The organism is Brasilonema sp. UFV-L1, assembly GCF_012912105.1.
Classification (GTDB): domain Bacteria; phylum Cyanobacteriota; class Cyanobacteriia; order Cyanobacteriales; family Nostocaceae; genus Brasilonema.
Map to the genome: position 1 here is coordinate 1 of NZ_QMEA01000131.1, position 17,585 is coordinate 17,585.

Consider the following 17,585-nt stretch of genomic DNA (forward strand, 5'->3'; position numbering starts at 1 on the left):
ACGAGTACTCGTTCTAATAAGGCTGACTCCGTTTTTTATGGATTCATGCGTCCCCCCGTTGTGGCGACTGCGGAGGGTTCCCCCCCGCCCTCGGAGCCACTGCGTTGCCAAGAGAAGTTTGAGCGGAGGTTTCCTCCGATCAAAGCTTCGGGGGGTTCCTCCGAGGGTGCATGTGGCGTGCGACTGGTTCTCCCGTTGGGCCCAACCCAAGAACTTCGGTAAAACGAGTTGACTGTCGCAGTCAAAAATACAAGGGTTGTCCATTTTTGTCGCTCTTCGTAGCGAGCCGTAGGCTGGGGAAAGCCCAACCCCAGGAAGTTGGGGGCTATTTGTTTGGGTTACTGCTTTTATCCCTTAGAACTGCTCCAACAGAAACTGTCTTCCCCGATTTGGGACCCTTTTTTATGGTGACGTGTACTTAGTTTAATAGTACCCGTCTACACCCACGAATCAACAAACAAAGGAGCCACTGCTCGACTAGGGTCCCCCGGCAGTCCCGCATGTGGCGTGCTGACCATTTTCTAGGGGACGCCAGATAAGAGCGGCGGGAAACCCGTCCGCAGTAATGGCGCTGACTTTGCGTCGGATGAAAGCCACAAGGCAGGATAAATCCTGCTTTCGGTATAGCGCTATCTTGCACAGGTGTGTAAGATAGCGCTATCATACTTTTATGGCAGAACTAACATTAACTCTAAAACTACCTTTTTATCGACTTAACCAAGTTAAAGCACTTGAATTTGAACGATTGACAAATGTTAATACTCAAGTGGCTAACGAATTATTGTGTCTTGACAAAAAGGAACGTAGAAAGTTAACTAGTTCTGCCTTTGCACATGTGGAAATTGGCTCTGCTTGGATAAATCAAACGATTCGGAATACAAATGCTAAAACAAAAGTTAAGCATATAGCACGGATGTGGTTAGAAACAAATAACCAAAACTTTGAGATATCCAAGCAGGGCGATTTGTATATGATTGCGTTCAATCTGCTGCGTGGTAGAAAAGGACGCCTTCCTTTATCTATTCACAGTGCTTCGCATTCTCAAGTTCTGGACAAAATCATTGCACGGGTAGCCAAATTAGGCTCTCTTAAGCTTTGCAAATCGAAAAAAGGAATTTGGTATGCACTTGTTTGTGTATCGATGGAAGTTCCCGATGCAATATCAGTTAAGCATTGGATTGGAGTAGATAGAGGACAAAACAATATTGCTGTCGCTGCACTTCCCAAGGGATTTGGCAAGTTTTGGAAAGGCGGACAAGTCAAAGGGTTGAGACGACAGTTTCAGCGTACTCGTCGCAAACTCCAAAGCGCCAAACAACTTAAAGAAGTAAAGCGACTAGAGCAACGTGAAAGACGCATCATGACCCATATCAATCATGTTATTTCCAAACAGCTTGTGCAGTTTGCGCAGGATTTTGGAATGGGATTGCGGTTTGAGGATTTGTCCGGTTGTCGTCAAACGATGAGACAAAACAAGAAGGCAAAATCTGATGCTGCCAACAACCGTGATCGTTGGGCATTTTATCAGCTAGAAATGTTCACTCGCTACAAAGCAATTCGCTCTGGCGTACCCGTTCAATCAGTTCCCGCTCCATATACGAGTAAATCAGACCACCGCAATGGTGTGATTGGTAAACGTAATGGAGATTGGTTCAAAGGATTTGATGGATACCGTTGCAATGCTGACTGGAATGCTTCTCAAAATATTGGTCAATGGTTCGGTTTTTCATGCCCTCTAAATCTTCAGACCGCAGTAACTGCAATGGTTGCTGCCGATGTAGAGGGTGGGGTCGATGACAGTCCCCCGTGAGCTAGTAAAACGCCCTAGCGAGTGGATTTATCCCTCGCTAGGGCAACGACTAGAATCCCCGCGCATTTATGCCGGGGAGTGTCAAGAGAATAAAACCACAGATACATACAGAAAAGCAAATATGTATCTATAGTTCATCAGTGGCTGTCAAATACTTAATAGCCTTCTTAAAGGAGCGAGAACATGGAGAACACAAGCACTGCTATTTCAGAACGGGTTTCAATACTAGATCAAATACCATTGTTAGATTCGCCATCTCCCTCTTCTGTACCTTCTGTTAACACCATCCCAGTCACATTACATATCAATGGTACAGAATACAATTTGCAAATTGACCCGTGTGTAACTCTACTAGATGTCCTACGAGAATACACTGGGTTAACAGGTACGAAAAAGGGCTGTGACCACGGGCAGTGCGGTGCGTGTACTATACTTGTTGACGGATATCGTATCAACTCATGCCTGACGCTTGCTGTCTCATATGACGGTGAGCAAATCACAACTATCGAAGGTTTAGCTGAGGGTGAAGATTTGCACCCAGTACAAGAAGCATTTCTTGACCACGATGCTTTTCAATGCGGTTATTGCACTCCAGGACAGATTATGTCTGCTGTGGGACTGCTTTTAGAAGGACACGCAAAAACTGACGCTGACATTCGCGAACAAATGAGCGGTAATATTTGCCGATGTGGCGCTTACGCAAATATTTTTGCAGCAGTTCGCCAGGTGTGCGACAACGAGCAGAATTCTAACGGGAACGCCTCAGTACAACAGTGAACAGTGAACAACAGTGAACACAAACTGGTAACTGTTTTAAGTAAAATAACGGAGGCAAAACGGATGAATCCATTTACTTATGTACGCGCTGCTAATTCGGATGAGGCGATCGCAACACTCACTCAAGCGCCACAAGCAATGTTGATTGCAGGTGGTACCAACATACTTGACTTGATGAAAGAAGGTGTACATACACCAAGTCAACTTGTGGATATTCGCAAACTACCGTCAACAGAAATTGTCACTAAAAATGACGGTGGTATCAGAATTGGAGCGACAGCTCGTAACAGTGATGTTGCTTATAATTCGTTAATTCAAGAACGCTATCCTGTGCTGTCAGAAGCCATTCTTGCAGGAGCCAGCGCTCAACTACGAAACATGGCAACAGTCGGCGGGAACTTGATGCAGCGAACACGCTGCTCCTACTTCCATGATACAGCCTTTCCCTGCAACAAACGTCAACCGGGTTCAGGCTGCGCTGCATTAGAAGGTTTCAACCGGATGCATGCAGTCTTGGGTACAAGCGAACACTGTATCGCAGCGCATCCGAGTGACATGTGTGTTGCTCTCGTTGCGCTGGATGCAGTTGTCCAGACACAAGGACCAAGAGGTGAGCGGAGTATTCCCATCACCGACTTTCACCTGTTACCTGGTGAGACACCGCATTTAGAAACAGTGCTGGAACATGGTGAGATAATTACAGCAGTTGATTTGCCAGAAATACCATTTGCTTGGCGTTCCCATTACCTCAAAGTACGAGACAGGGCATCTTACGCCTTTGCGCTCGTCTCTGCAGCCGTAGTACTCGAAATAGATGAGCAAGTGATTCGCAATGCGCGTATTGCTCTTGGTGGTGTAGGAACAAAGCCGTGGCGTTCACCAGAAGCAGAGGAAGTATTAGTCGGTGCACCAGCTACACAAGAGACTTTCACCGCAGCAGCGAATGCAGCGATGCAGGAAGCAAGAGCATATCGACACAATCAATTCAAAATTGAGTTAGCAAAGCGAACCTTGGAAGAAGCACTCAAGACAGGAGCAGCAACCTCAGGAGATTAGGTATGAGTTCAGGTATCATTTCCCCCCCAAAAGAAACAGAGCAAGTTGTTGGTAAGCCAATTAACCGTGTTGACGGACGACTCAAAATCATGGGTGCGGCTTGCTATGCAGCAGAGTTTGAGCAAGAAAATATTGCTCATGCGGTGCTCGTCCAAAGTACTATTGCCAAAGGTCGGATAAAAGACATTGAGACTTCTGAGGCAGAGAAAGCACCAGGCGTACTTAGTATTCTCACCCATCTCAACGCGCCAAAACTTAACCAAATGAAACAAGGAGATATGGTTAAAGGTGCGCTTGGCGAAAAGTTTGTGCCACTGCAATCAGACGAAGTCTTCTACGACGGGCAACATATCGGCGTAGTTGTTGCCGAAACATTAGAGCAAGCTAAATATGCTGCATCCCTCGTCCGTGTCACTTATGAAAAACATAAACCATGTATTGAAATAGTACCAGAATCACCGAAAGCATATCAACCAAAACAGTTTTTTGGCGAAGAACTGCAAGTGCAACGGGGCGATGTGACCAAAGCATTTGCCACAGCCGACGTCAAGATTGAACAGACTTACACAACGCCAATTGAACACCACAACCCAATGGAGTCATTGGCTTCTATTGCCGTGTGGAACGACAATCAACTCACAATCTACGATGCCACACAGTGGGTGATTGGTACACGCAATGTTGTCGCCTACACGCTTGGTATACCAGAGGAAAGTATCCGTATCATCTCGCACTTCGTCGGAGGTGGATTTGGTTGCAAAGGTTTTACATGGTGGCACACTATTTTGGCAGCAGTCGCCGCGCGTGTCGTTCGTCGTCCGGTCAAACTTATGATCACGCGTCAGCAGATGTTTACCTCTTGCGGTCATCGTTCACTCACCATTCAACAGCTGGCACTAAGTGCAACAAAAGACGGAAAGCTCACAGCCATTAAGCACGTGACGACATCGCAAACTTCCGAAGTAGATGAATTTGTTGAACCGTGCGGGTTGACAACAAGGATGCTTTATGCATGTCCAAACTTAAAAGTGGCGCATTATTTAGTTCAAGTCAACACTGGCAATCCAACACCCATGCGGGCACCTGGAGAAGCACCAGGTATGTTTGCTTTAGAATCAGGACTTGATGAATTAGCGTATGAGTTAGGAATCGACCCTGTAGAACTCCGCATGATCAACCATGCTGATGTCAATCCGCACACAGGCAAACCCTGGTCGAGCAAATACCTTAAGGAGTGTTACCAACTGGGTGCAGAAAGATTTGGTTGGTCACGCCGTAATCCTACACCAGGTTCAATGCGCGATGGTGACTATCTCATCGGCTGGGGAATGGCAACTGCAACCTATCCAGGCTACCGTTCTCCAGCGTCAGCAAAAGCGCAACTTTTTGCTGATGGACGTGCTGTCATATCAAGTGCAACACATGACCTCGGTACAGGCACTTACACTGTGATGACACAAATTGCTGCTGATGCCCTTGGGCTAAGTGTTGAACGAATTGAGTTTAAACTCGGTGAATCGTCCATGCCGCCAGCACCTGTTGCCGGTGGTTCACAATCAGCCGCAAGTGTTGCACCTGCTGTACAAGGAGCAGCACAGGAGTTACGTAGTCGGGTGATTCGCCTTGCCATAGATGACGAATCGTCACCGTTGTATGGAGTCGCCCAAGAGGCAATCTTAACTGAAAATGGACGTGTTTTCCTCAACAACGAGCCATCAAGAGGTGAAACTTACGCAGAACTTTTACAGCGCAACAATTTGCCGATAGTAGAAGTTGAAGCGATCGCAAACACTGCTGCCTCCGAGTCACAACAAAACTCAGACAACAAAGTCGTGAGAATCTGTGTTGGTAAAGATGAAAACTCCGACTGGCAACAGTATGCATTTCAATCTTTTGGCGCACAATTCGCTGAAGTTCGTGTCCACCCACGTTTGGGACAGGTACGCGTAACACGCTTTGTGAGTGCTATTGATGTTGGACGTATCCTTAACCACAAGACTGCACGCAGTCAAATTCTGGGTGGTATCACTTTTGGGCTAGGCATGGCATTAATGGAAGAGACAGTACTCGACCAACAAAGCGGTCGTCTCGTCGTGCGTAATTTGGCAGATTATCACGTTCCTGTCCAAGCAGATGTCGGAGATATCGACGTGCTATTCATCGATAAACCCGACCCGCACATTAGTATAATGGGCGTGCGCGGTGTTGGCGAAATCGGGATTACTGGCGTTGCTGCAGCAGTTGCCAATGCTATCTATCATGCAACAGGAAAGCGCATTCGCGAGTTGCCAATAACTCCTGAAAAGTTGCTGTAAACCTACATCTTGCAGCATTGTCAATCGTTTCTCGTTCCCAGCCGTACTGCTGGAAACGAGAGATACAACTTCTTGCAATCCCTAGTCAATCCTCCCGAAAACATGAAAGAATTACAAGATATCCTTACCGACTTTCTGGCAATCAAAAGTCGTGGTCAAACTGCAGTTCTTGCCACAGTTGTCAAGGTCAAAGGTTCTACTTATCGACGACCTGGTGCTCGAATGCTAATGACCCAAGATGGTTGTATGACAGGTTCTATTAGTGGTGGATGTCTGGAAAATGACGTATTTGAACATGCCAAACAAGTCATGGCTTCAGGTGAACCAACTTTAGTAAAATATGATCCAGAAGTCGCAGAGGAAATTATTTGGGCACTTGGGCTAGGTTGTAATGGAGCAGTTCATGTCCTCATTGAGCATTTGGATAAGCAATTAACATTCATTGCCGAATGTCTCAATAACAGACGCTCAGGAGTTTTAGCAACTGTGTTTTCTGTGGACGGTCAAGTTCAGGCAAAGGTGGGAAATCACTTGATGCTTGACCCAGATAAAAATATGACTACTGAAATTGCAGATTCTACTCTTAACCAAGCTATTATTACGGATGCTCAAGCAGTTTTGCAAGAACAAAAGTCAAAAGTTCAGACTTACCAGTTACCAGCAGGTCGTGTAGAAGTTTTCATTGAATTTATCAAGCCGCCAACACCACTACTCATTTTTGGAGCAGGTCTTGATGCCATCCCAGTTGTACGCTTTGCTAAAGAGCTAGGCTGGCACGTCACTGTTGTAGACCATCGACCAACCTATCTCACTCCAGAAAAATTTCCCAATGCTGACAACTTGATTCTTACCAGTGCAGAAGCTGCTCATAAAAGTCTGTTGTTAGAGGATAACACGGTAGCAATTGTGATGACACATAACTACTTCCACGACAGAGAACTTCTCAAAATGTTGCTGCCATCTGCGGTAAACTATATAGGTGTACTTGGTCCAAAACGGAGAACCGCAGAATTACTTCAAGATTTGCACTTCATAGGAATGTTCTACACTCAAGAACAACTTAACCGAGTTTATGCTCCAGTTGGTCTTGACATTGGGGCTGATACACCAGTGGAAATTGCACTTTCCATAATTGCTGAGATTCAAGCTGTCCTTGCCAAACGTACTGCTGGGTTGTTGAGAGATAGAATTGGAGCGATTCATCATCCCATTGATGAACCAGATGTTCAAGCAATCCAATCTCGTCAGCAACATCTCAACGTATGATAAACCCGCCTCCTGCAAAAAATGCAGCCTCAGCTATTGGCGCAATCATTCTGGCGGCTGGTGCATCAACTCGCATGGGTCAGCCCAAACAACTCCTACAATTTCAAGGCCGCAGCTTCCTGCGTTATAGTGTAGAGGTTGTTGTTGCCTCAGTTTGCAACCCTATTATCGTTGTCCTGGGAGCGTATGCAGAAAAAATGTACCAAGAAGTTAGTCAGCTTCCCGTTTTGGTAGTAGAAAATCCGCAGTGGCGCGACGGGATGGGTAGTTCTATTAAAGTTGGTATGACAGCACTTAACGCTGCTGCTCAAAAAATTGAGGGAGTCGTGCTGACACTGTGCGACCAGCCATTTATTTCCTGCGATGTTATCAATCAACTTGTCGCTGCTTACCATTCTACAGGTCAAGGGATTATCGCTTCTGAATATGCCGAAACCTTGGGAGTTCCCGCCCTTTTTAGCCACAAGTTTTTTTCAGACCTCACAAGTTTAGCCGCCGCATCAGGCGCAAAACAAGTTATTAAGAAATATTCTCATAAAGTTTTTAGTTTCCCTTTTGCTGCAGGTGCTATTGATATTGATACACCACAGGACTACGAGCGATTATTGAATTAAGTGATTAATACGCACGTTGCACTTATACGTATTAATTTGAGTTGCTAAGTTAGCTTGGTACTGGTGCAGCTATTTAGTTGTGGAACAGGCGATCGCCATACTATCATCTAAGCTTTTTGAATTTTGATCGCTCCGCGTGGCAGCACGTATGCGTAAAGCGCAGGCACTCTCGGCGCGCAGCGTGTTCTCTGGACATAGTACCATATTTTGAACTTTGAATTCAGTAAGAGCGGTACTATTTAATTGGCTAATTCAAACACAATTCTTGTGTTTTTTAAGTAAAATCACTACATTTCAAATCAAAGATTATTCAAGAACATACGTAAGTTTAAAAAGTTTTATTTTATAGATATTCAAGATAGTTGGTACTTTGTTTGAAAGGTTTATACAAGCTCAGTTTCGATGGAAATTTCATTTGAGTTAAATGTAATTCTTGTATGAACAGTGGTACGCAAGTGTGGCACAGTCAAAAAAACGACACTAAGCTTGGAAATACAAGAGCGGGAAAAACACAAATGAAAACCTCGCCAATTTTCTAAAAGACGAACGCGAACTCAAAAGCTTCAGTCATCTCTAGCAATATTTTTACGTGCGATTTACTGCCACAGACTAACTCATCTGCTATGACATCACTGGCATTACATGTCATACTGCCAACCGATGTTTACCTATGCATTTGGGAGTGACTCCATAGTTAACATTCATTTTTTTTGGAATAGCAAGTCTTATGACTCTTTCTACTGCAATCAAAAAGTTATCAATGGCTACTGCTGGAGCTGCATTTATCGCTCTAGGAACAATTGGTATCAAACAAGCACAGGCTAGTACTATTGGAGCAGACAGTTTCGGATATACAGCGACAAACGATGTTCCTTTCGTGTTTGAAGATATTTCGGGTACAGGTACGCGCATGCTTGCTGGAATTGACGACGCTTCAGTCTCGGCTTTACTAGGTTTCGATTTTAACTTCTACGGCACAAACTACAATCGCGTACACTTCAGCACGAATGGGCTAATATCTTTCCAAGGTGGCAATTTTCAGTATGATAACCAGAACTTGACCACAACAAGTGTAAACGGTAACTTTCCAAGTATCGCCGTTTTGTGGGACGATTTGCAGTTTACCTCTGCTGGTACAGATGCAGTGTACTTCCAGACAGTGGGTAAACCTGGTCAGCAACGTTTTATCACACAATGGAACAATGTTAAGGGGTTCTCAGACTCACCAAGCCCCATCACTTTTCAAGCGGTTCTGTTTGAAGGTAGCAACGATATTCTATTGTCCTACCTAGACGTTAACTCTGGAGATAGCAGATCCTTTGGTGCTACTTCAACGGTGGGGATTCGTGACATCAACGGACAGACGAACGGTCAAAATCTACAGTGGTCTTACAATGAACCGATAATCAGGAATGAACAGTCAATCCGCTTTTCGTCCATCCGCGTTTCCTCTGTCCCCGAACCCAGTTCTATGGTGGGTTTGCTAACAGCAGCAATCTTCAGCACTAGTTTACTCCTCAAGCGCAAACAGTCACACAAAGCTACAGCAAAGATTTGACGCTATTTTGCATTGCTCCACATCATAAATCATTGGAATAAAATACGGTTTTTATATCAAATAACTGTATTTTTAATCAAAAGTAGTTTATACTTGTTAACAAATGACATAAAACTAGGTGAAACACATGGCTGACATTGTTGACACTGCCGTTAATGCTGGTTCTTTCGGTACCCTAGTTGCAGCAATCAAGGCTGCCAATCTGGTAGATACTCTCAAAGGTTCTGGTCCATTCACCGTCTTTGCACCCACTGATGACGCGTTTGCTAAACTTCCAGAAGGCACAGTAGACGCATTGCTTCAGGACATTCCAAAGCTCAAGAAAATCCTGACCTATCATGTAGTTTCAGGGAAAGTGACATCCGCTGATGTGGTTCAGCTGAACTCAGCCCCTACAGTTGAAGGAACGGAAGTAAAAATCGATGCTTCTAATGGTGTCAAAGTGAATGATGCCACGGTCACAACACCAGATGTGACTGCTGATAATGGTGTCATTCACATTATTGATAAAGTGTTGATTCCTGCGTAAACAAACACTTCATCCAGGAAATACAACACTTTGGGGCAGCAACTACCGATAATTGCTGCTTCTAACTGACCTGTTTTTGCTGAATCTCATCTAGCTGCTGTGTCTGCCATCGTAGACACGGCAGTTTTTTATTTTGACTTTTTCGCTAATGAAATAGAGTATAAGCTAATTATCGCTCCACAGCCTCAATCTTAAGGAGAAATTTAAGCGTAATAGAGGGGATCGTTCAGTGCTACTCTTGAAGAGACAAGAGCAAGATCTTATGTCTTTAGACGACCTTATCTGAAAAATAGCTTCAATCATTAAGGCTCAGCATGGTCACCACTGCAGAAAAAACAAACGTTGGTTACATTACCCAAATTATTGGTCCGGTTGTTGATGTCAAGTTCCCCAACGGGAAAATGCCGCAAATCTACAACGCTTTGACCATCAAAGGCACTAACGAAGCCGGACAAGAACTCTCAGTTACTATCGAAGTGCAGCAGCTGCTAGGTGACAACCAAGTACGAACTGTTGCCATGAGTTCTACTGATGGCTTAGTGCGTGGTCTGGAAGTTGTCGATACTGGCGCTCCCATCAGTGTACCTGTTGGTAAAGCCACGCTGGGTCGAATTTTCAACGTCCTTGGCGAACCCGTCGATAATAAGGGACCAGTAGATTCTGAAGAAAAATTCCCCATCCACCGCGATCCTCCCAAACTGACTGAACTCGAAACCAAGCCCTCTGTGTTTGAGACAGGGATTAAAGTTGTTGATCTACTCACTCCCTATCGGCGCGGTGGTAAAATTGGTCTGTTCGGCGGTGCTGGTGTCGGCAAGACCGTCATTATGATGGAATTGATTAACAACATCGCCACACAACACGGCGGAGTGTCGGTGTTTGCAGGAGTGGGTGAACGTACTCGTGAGGGCAATGACCTCTATAACGAAATGATCGAATCTGGGGTTATCAACAAAGATAACCTCAACGAATCGAAGATTGCTCTGGTGTACGGTCAGATGAACGAACCACCTGGAGCAAGAATGCGAGTTGGTCTGTCAGGATTGACAATGGCAGAGTACTTCCGCGATGTCAACAAACAAGACGTACTGCTGTTTGTTGACAACATCTTCCGATTTGTGCAAGCAGGTTCGGAAGTGTCCGCTCTATTGGGACGGATGCCTTCTGCGGTAGGATATCAGCCAACACTAGGAACCGACGTCGGTGCATTGCAAGAGCGCATCACTTCCACCAACGAAGGGTCAATTACCTCGATTCAAGCAGTATACGTACCCGCCGACGACTTGACCGACCCCGCACCCGCTACCACCTTCGCTCACTTGGACGGAACAACAGTGCTATCGCGGGGTTTGGCATCTAAGGGAATTTATCCAGCTGTAGATCCGTTAGGCTCTACTTCCACCATGTTGCAACCCAACATTGTTGGCGAAGAACACTACAACACTGCTCGTGCCGTACAATCAACACTACAGCGTTACAAAGAACTTCAAGACATCATCGCCATCCTTGGTTTAGATGAATTGTCTGAAGACGACCGTTTGATTGTGGCACGTGCGCGCAAAGTTGAGCGTTTCTTGTCCCAGCCATTCTTTGTGGCGGAAGTGTTCACCGGCTCTCCTGGTAAGTATGTGAAACTGGAAGATACCATCAAAGGATTCCAGAAAATTCTTGCTGGTGAGTTGGATGACCTGCCAGAGCAGGCTTTCTACTTGGTTGGCGATATCAATGAGGCGATCGCCAAAGCCGAAAAACTCAAAGGCTAATATTCAGTGAACAGTTATCAGTGAACAGTGAAGGAGTCAGGAGTCAGGAGTCAGGAGTCAGGAGCGGAGCCGGAGACGCTCCGCCTCCGGTCAGAAAACTAAATTCTTTATTTCCTCTTTCTGAATCAAGAATTGCTGTATTCTGACTTCTTCTTCAAACTGGTAACTGTTTACTGACACTTGATCATCGATAACTGATAATTGACAACTGATAACTGAAATATGACATTGACTGTTCGTGTAATTTCCCCAGATAAAACAGTGTGGGATGCCCCAGCTGAAGAAGTTATTTTGCCCAGCACGACTGGTCAACTTGGTATTCTCAGCGGACACGCACCACTATTAACCGCCCTAGATACGGGTGTCATGCGAGTACGTGCCAATAAAAATCAGCCTTGGACAGCTATTGCACTGTTAGGTGGCTTTGCCGAAGTTGAACAAGATGAAGTCACTATTTTGGTAAACAGTGCTGAACGTGGTGACGCAATTAATATAGATGAAGCTCGTGCTGCTTTCAATGAAGCAGAAACCCGTTTGACTCAAGTACAAGCAGGAGAGCGTCAAGCTCAAATCCAAGCAAATCAAGCATACAAACGCGCCCGCGCTCGTTTTCAAGCCGCTGGTGGTATGGTGTAGCTGCTTACAGGTAGGACAATCTTACCAAGAATGGGGTGGGAGTGTGAAAGCCCCTTGTCTTTAGACAGGGGATGAAACACGACACAGCAAGTTTTAACTTGCTGTGTCTATCTTACACAAAAATGTAAGATACGGTTATCATATTTTCATGGCAGAACTAACGTTCACACTTAAACTCCCCTTTTATCGATTAAATCAAACCAAAGCACTTGAGTTTGAACGACTGACAGTTGTTAATACTCAAGTCGCGAATGACTTGTTGTGCATTGATAAAAAGGAGCGCAAAAGGTTAACAAGTTCTGCCTTTCAACATGTAGAGATTGGTTCAGCTTGGATTAATCAAACCATTCGTAACACGAATGCTAAAACAAACGTCAAGCATATAGCGCGAATGTGGTTAGAAACAAATAACCAAAACTTTGAGATATCCAAGCAAGGTGATTTGTACACTGTAGCGTTCAACCTGCTACGTGGTAGGAAAGGACGTATTCCTTTATCCGTCCACTGTGCATCACATTCTCAAGTTCTAGACAAAATCATGCAAGAGACTGCCAAGTTAGGTTCTCTAAAGCTTTGTAAGTCGAAGGCTGGGATTTGGTATGCACTGATATCTGTGTCGATGGAAGTTCCCGATGCAATGTCAGTAGAACACTGGATTGGAGTAGACCGAGGACAAAACAATATTGCTGTCGCTGCGCTTGCTAAAAGTTTTGGGAAGTTCTGGAAGGGCGGACGAGTCAAAGGATTTCGACGACAGTTTCAACGTACTCGTCGCAAACTCCAAAGCGCCAAACAACTCAAAGAAGTAAAGCGACTAGAGCAACGTGAAAGACGGATCATGACCCATATTAATCACGTCATCTCCAAGCAGCTTGTGCAGTTTGCGCAGGACTTTGGAATGGGATTGCGGTTTGAGGATTTGTCTGGTTGTCGTCAAACGATGAGACAAAACAAAAAGACAAAATCTGATGCTGGCAATAATCGTGATGCTTGGGCATTCTATCAGCTAGAAATGTTTACTCGCTACAAAGCGATTCGTTTAGGCATACCCGTTCAATCAGTTCCCGCTCCATACACTAGTAAGTCAGACCATCGTAATGGTGTGATTGGTAAACGGAATCGAGATTGGTTCAAAGGGTTTGATGGGTATCGTTGCAACGCTGATTGGAATGCTTCTCAAAACATTGGTCAGTGGTTAGGTTTTTCATGCCCTCTAGATCTATGGCGCTACCGCGCCACGCTACGCTATCAGAACGCTGTAGCTGCAATGGCTACGGTCGATACAGAGGGTGGGGTCGATGACAGTCCCTTAACTAGTAAAACGTCTAATGCGGTGGCAAGAGCCCCGCATTAGACAACCACTAGAATCCCCGTGCATTTATACCGGGGAGTGTCAACTAGAAGTTGTTCTCTAACAAAAATTTGCGGTACACCTTAAGGAACACAAGGTTAAAGCAGGCTACGCCTGCTCTAACTATATCTATTGCCTTATGTACCTCAAAATCCTTCACCTCAGACAATTTCGTAACTATAAAGAGCAAAAAGTTGAGTTTACTGCTCCCAAAACAATTTTGCTGGGCAATAATGCTCAGGGTAAATCTAATTTATTGGAGGCAGTGGAATTGCTGGCGACATTGCGATCGCACAGAATGGCACGCGATCGCGATTTAATTCAAGATGAAGAAACCACAGCCTTGCTTGCTGCTACTGTAGAACGACAAACTGGCGTCAGTGACCTCACTCTCACTTTACGTCGAAATGGTCGCCGTAGCGTTGCGCTTAATAGTGAGACTCTGCGGCGTCAAATGGATTTTCTGGGTGTTCTCAATGCAGTACAATTTTCTAGTTTGGATTTAGATCTTGTGCGCAGCGGTCCTGAAAGTCGCCGAAACTGGCTTGACACTCTGTTAATCCAACTCGAACCTGTCTATGCTCATATTTTGCAGCAATATAACCAGGTTTTGCGCCAACGCAATGCTTTCTTGAAAAGTATTTTGCAACGTCAATCGCCACTTTCACAACAAGTCAGTACACGTCTACAAGAAAAATCCCCGCACTCCCAAATATCAAGAACTCAAACTCCACAGCATTCTGAGTTAGATATTTGGAATGTACAATTAGCTAGTATGGGGACACGAGTCATTCGACGACGCGATCGCGCTCTAAAGCGACTAGCCCCGATTGCCAGCGCTTGGCATGCTAGTATCAGTGGTCGTACAGAAATTCTAGAACTTAAGTACTTACCTAATATCCCATTAGAACACAGTCATCCAGAACAACTACAGCAAGCTTTTTTAGAAAAAATAGAGCAGCGTGCTGTTGCAGAGTTACACCAAGGTACAACCCTTGTTGGTCCCCATCGCGACGAAATAGAATTGACAATTAATCAAACACCATGCCGTCAATACGGTTCTCAAGGTCAGCAACGAACTTTAGTATTAGCCTTAAAACTAGCAGAATTGCAACTTATCGAAGAAGTTATTGGCGAACCACCCCTACTATTACTCGATGATGTCTTAGCTGAACTTGATCCATCCCGACAAAATCAGCTGCTTGATGCCATTCAAGACCGGTTTCAAACCCTGATTACGACTACTCATCTGGGTTCTTTTGATTCACAGTGGCTAAATTCCTCGCAAATTCTTTGCGTTCAATCTGGTAAAATATCAGAAGCAATTATTGACTATTAATCATTCAAAAAGAATTCAGTAGTCAGAAAGAATGAGTAGGAGATTCAGAGTCACTACTGTTTGGTTGACCACATAAATCTCTGATTTGGTGCGGTTAGCTCCTCCAGATACCTTTGTTCTTTGTCATTCATCTTAACTTTCAAATCGTTTAAAAATATTTAGAACTAACAAAGACAATAAAGCAGCAATTAATCCTAGCTGCCACAAACCACACCCAGCAGCAATTCCCAAAGCTGCTGAAACCCAAATGGCTGCCGCCGAGGTTAATCCCCGAACTTCAGTTCGCGTTGATTCTTGAGAAGATTGACGTACAATCTCCCCTGCACCAAGAAATCCCACACCAGCTGCAATACCTTGAATCACTCGCGACAAAGCATCAGCATCTGGTCGCTCTGAACCTGTTGCCAAGGATACGAGGGTAAACACAGCTGCACCAAAACTCACTAGCATATGAGTTCGTAAACCAGCTGGTTTGTGTCTTAGTTCACGCTCAATGCCAATCATTGCCCCAACGAGTAAAGCAAGACACAGCCTAAAGGTAATGTTTAACCAATCATTAGCTGCAAGATAGTAGATGCTAGGCAATGCTCAATCCTTGTCAATTCTTTATGGACATTATATAGACAATCACTGCTGTGCTTAATTGTACAGAACTTACGCAAAGAAACCCGTTTTCTACCAAAAATCTCTATTTCGCAACCAAATACGAACGAAGAAACCGAGTTTAGTGTCAGATAGCGCGTAAGTTCTATTGTAGTACTCTGATAAGTATTTCTTACATCGAAAACTCATTTATTTCCATCATTAATCTTTTAAGTAGATAGACAGAATTACACGTAAAATACGAAAAGTAGCTCAAAAACTTTCTTCCCATTTGTCATCACCCCTTGTGACAAAAGATATTACATTTTATAAGATTGACTTACTTATCTAAATTTTTAACTGCCATGACCACAAGGTAAGTAAGCACAATAAAACATAGATGTAGATAAATGGTAGAACTTCGTTATAGTCGTTTTTCTGTGGTTGACAACTAACTATTTATCATTTATGGGAGCCGTAGCTACTTATACAATTACGGTTACAATTAAGGTCATTCTGTTGCCTTAGCAACAGACAATAGATAACTAAAGTAATTGAGTGGAACAACTCTACTGGCTTGATCAAATTAAACAACAAGACCGCGCCAAAGTTGGTGACAAAGCATTTTATTTAAGTAGAATCATGCAACGTGGTTATCCCGTGGTGCCTGGTTTTGTCGTTTCAGCAGAAGTGTTGCGAGAATTTTTAGAAACTCTCAACAGTTATGAGGCGTTAGTTGCTGACTTACCCCACTCTTCACTACACCTGGATGTCAATAATTGGCGTCAACTCCAGCAGGTTGCTGGACGCTTGCGTCAAGAAATAAGTACGGCTCATTTACCAACACACTTACTCAGTCAAATTGTCAATGCAGCCCAAAAATTGGAATCTTCATATCTCATTTTTCGACCAACTTTTGTAGTGCCTACTACAAAGCATGGGATAAATCAGACGTCTGGATTGCTAGAGTCCCAGGTTTGTCAATGTGATGAAGAAGCGATCGCGCAAGCACTGAAGCACACCTGGAGCCAAATATTTCGTGCTAAAAGTTTATTGTACTGGCAATGGGCAGGAATTAAGCTGCAACAAATTAATTTAGGCGTTTTAGTACAACCTTTTAGGAATGCGATCGCCAGCGGTTTACTCAATGCCAACTCCTCTGAATGGGAAATTTTAGCGACATGGGGCTTAGGAGTAGCAATGACTCAAGGTGAAGTCTTACCTGATGTCTACTACATCCATCCAGAAACTGAAACTGTCAGAGAGCAGCAACTGGGTAATAAGATGCTCGCTTATCGTTTGAATGATCAAGCGTCTGTTGCTGCTTTACAAACCGCGCCGACTTCAGTGGTTTTTTCAAATGACTCAAGCCTTGTTGCTTATGTCTTGGAAGAAGAGCAACAAAAACAGTACGCTTTGCCAGAGGAATATCTGCAAGAACTTATTCAACTAGCAAGTCAAATTGTTAAAGAAACTGATGTTAATTTAACCCTAGAGTGGACTATTTCTTGTGACGTCACAAGCACGCTTTTTCTAACGCAAATTAGTACACCCCTGACAATTTCTCATTTCCACCTCATTAGAGGATTGGGAGCATCAACGGGACGTGTGACAGCAACGGCCTATGTTATCAATTCGCAACAAAAACCAGAACAATTACCTAAGGGAGTCATTTTAGTTGCAACAACAATAGCACCTGATTGGTTACCACTACTGCAACAAGCTAGTGGTATTATTACGGTACAAGGAGGTATTACTAGCCACGCTGCTATTCTTGCAAGAGAATTGGGAATACCGGCAGTTGTGAGTGTAACAGATGCCACAATCATCTTTCAAACAGGCGAAAAATTATTGATTGATGGCGACAAAGGAGAAGTGTATCGTCTCACAAGAGAAGCAGGAGAAGCCAGAGAAATAGGACAAGCAAACAAATCAATTCAAAATCACCGAAGATTGGATCGGAGGTTTCCTCCGCTCCAACTTCTCTCA

At 44.3% G+C, this 17,585-nt stretch carries 14 protein-coding genes; 13 read left to right on the forward strand and 1 reads right to left on the reverse strand.

What is annotated here, in order from left to right:
* Positions 1-670 precede the first annotated feature (670 nt).
* From DP117_RS27010 to recF, 12 genes are all read left to right on the forward strand, one after another.
* Entirely contained in the window at positions 671-1,810 is a 1,140-nt protein-coding gene (locus DP117_RS27010) for an RNA-guided endonuclease TnpB family protein (RefSeq protein ID WP_169221293.1), read from the forward strand.
* 183 nt (positions 1,811-1,993) lie between these two features.
* The gene (locus DP117_RS27015) at positions 1,994-2,587 is read left to right on the forward strand and encodes a (2Fe-2S)-binding protein (protein ID WP_169221294.1); all 594 of its coding nucleotides are present in this window, start codon (positions 1,994-1,996) and stop codon (positions 2,585-2,587) included.
* 63 nt (positions 2,588-2,650) lie between these two features.
* A complete protein-coding gene (locus DP117_RS27020; protein ID WP_169221295.1) occupies positions 2,651-3,643 on the forward strand; it encodes a xanthine dehydrogenase family protein subunit M in 993 nt (330 codons plus the stop codon).
* A 2-nt stretch (positions 3,644-3,645) separates the two neighbouring features.
* Positions 3,646-5,958 carry a xanthine dehydrogenase family protein molybdopterin-binding subunit gene (locus tag DP117_RS27025; protein WP_169221296.1) on the forward strand — a complete coding sequence of 771 codons (2,313 nt, stop codon included), beginning with the start codon at positions 3,646-3,648 and terminating at the stop codon, positions 5,956-5,958.
* A 9-nt stretch (positions 5,959-5,967) separates the two neighbouring features.
* A complete protein-coding gene (locus DP117_RS27030; protein WP_248277857.1) occupies positions 5,968-7,224 on the forward strand; it encodes an XdhC/CoxI family protein in 1,257 nt (418 codons plus the stop codon).
* A complete protein-coding gene (locus DP117_RS27035; RefSeq protein WP_169221297.1) occupies positions 7,221-7,838 on the forward strand; it encodes a nucleotidyltransferase family protein in 618 nt (205 codons plus the stop codon). Before DP117_RS27030 ends, DP117_RS27035 begins: the two co-directional genes overlap by 4 nt.
* Positions 7,839-8,565: 727 nt before the next feature.
* Positions 8,566-9,396, forward strand: coding sequence for a PEP-CTERM sorting domain-containing protein (locus DP117_RS27040; protein WP_169221298.1), 831 nt, complete (start codon positions 8,566-8,568; stop codon positions 9,394-9,396).
* A gap of 127 nt (positions 9,397-9,523) precedes the next feature.
* The gene (locus DP117_RS27045) at positions 9,524-9,925 is read left to right on the forward strand and encodes a fasciclin domain-containing protein (RefSeq protein ID WP_169221299.1); all 402 of its coding nucleotides are present in this window, start codon (positions 9,524-9,526) and stop codon (positions 9,923-9,925) included.
* Between the two features lie 314 nt (positions 9,926-10,239).
* Positions 10,240-11,688 carry a F0F1 ATP synthase subunit beta gene (atpD, locus tag DP117_RS27050; RefSeq protein WP_169221300.1) on the forward strand — a complete coding sequence of 483 codons (1,449 nt, stop codon included), beginning with the start codon at positions 10,240-10,242 and terminating at the stop codon, positions 11,686-11,688.
* 222 nt (positions 11,689-11,910) lie between these two features.
* Positions 11,911-12,324 (forward strand): ATP synthase F1 subunit epsilon, encoded by a 414-nt coding sequence (gene atpC / locus DP117_RS27055; protein WP_169221301.1) that lies wholly within the window; start codon positions 11,911-11,913, stop codon positions 12,322-12,324.
* A gap of 148 nt (positions 12,325-12,472) precedes the next feature.
* Complete coding sequence (locus DP117_RS27060) at positions 12,473-13,678, forward strand: RNA-guided endonuclease TnpB family protein (protein ID WP_169221302.1); 1,206 nt, start codon at positions 12,473-12,475, stop codon at positions 13,676-13,678.
* A gap of 136 nt (positions 13,679-13,814) precedes the next feature.
* Positions 13,815-15,014, forward strand: coding sequence for a DNA replication/repair protein RecF (gene recF, locus DP117_RS27065; protein WP_169221303.1), 1,200 nt, complete (start codon positions 13,815-13,817; stop codon positions 15,012-15,014).
* 132 nt (positions 15,015-15,146) lie between these two features.
* Here recF and DP117_RS27070 read toward each other — a convergent pair whose 3' ends face one another.
* Positions 15,147-15,599: an MgtC/SapB family protein gene (locus DP117_RS27070; protein WP_169221304.1), complete on the reverse strand. Its 453-nt coding sequence runs from the start codon at positions 15,597-15,599 to the stop codon at positions 15,147-15,149.
* A 555-nt stretch (positions 15,600-16,154) separates the two neighbouring features.
* Here DP117_RS27070 and DP117_RS27075 point away from each other — a divergent pair.
* On the forward strand, positions 16,155-17,585 hold a 1,431-nt coding region (locus DP117_RS27075; protein WP_339381012.1), incomplete at its 3' end, for a PEP/pyruvate-binding domain-containing protein.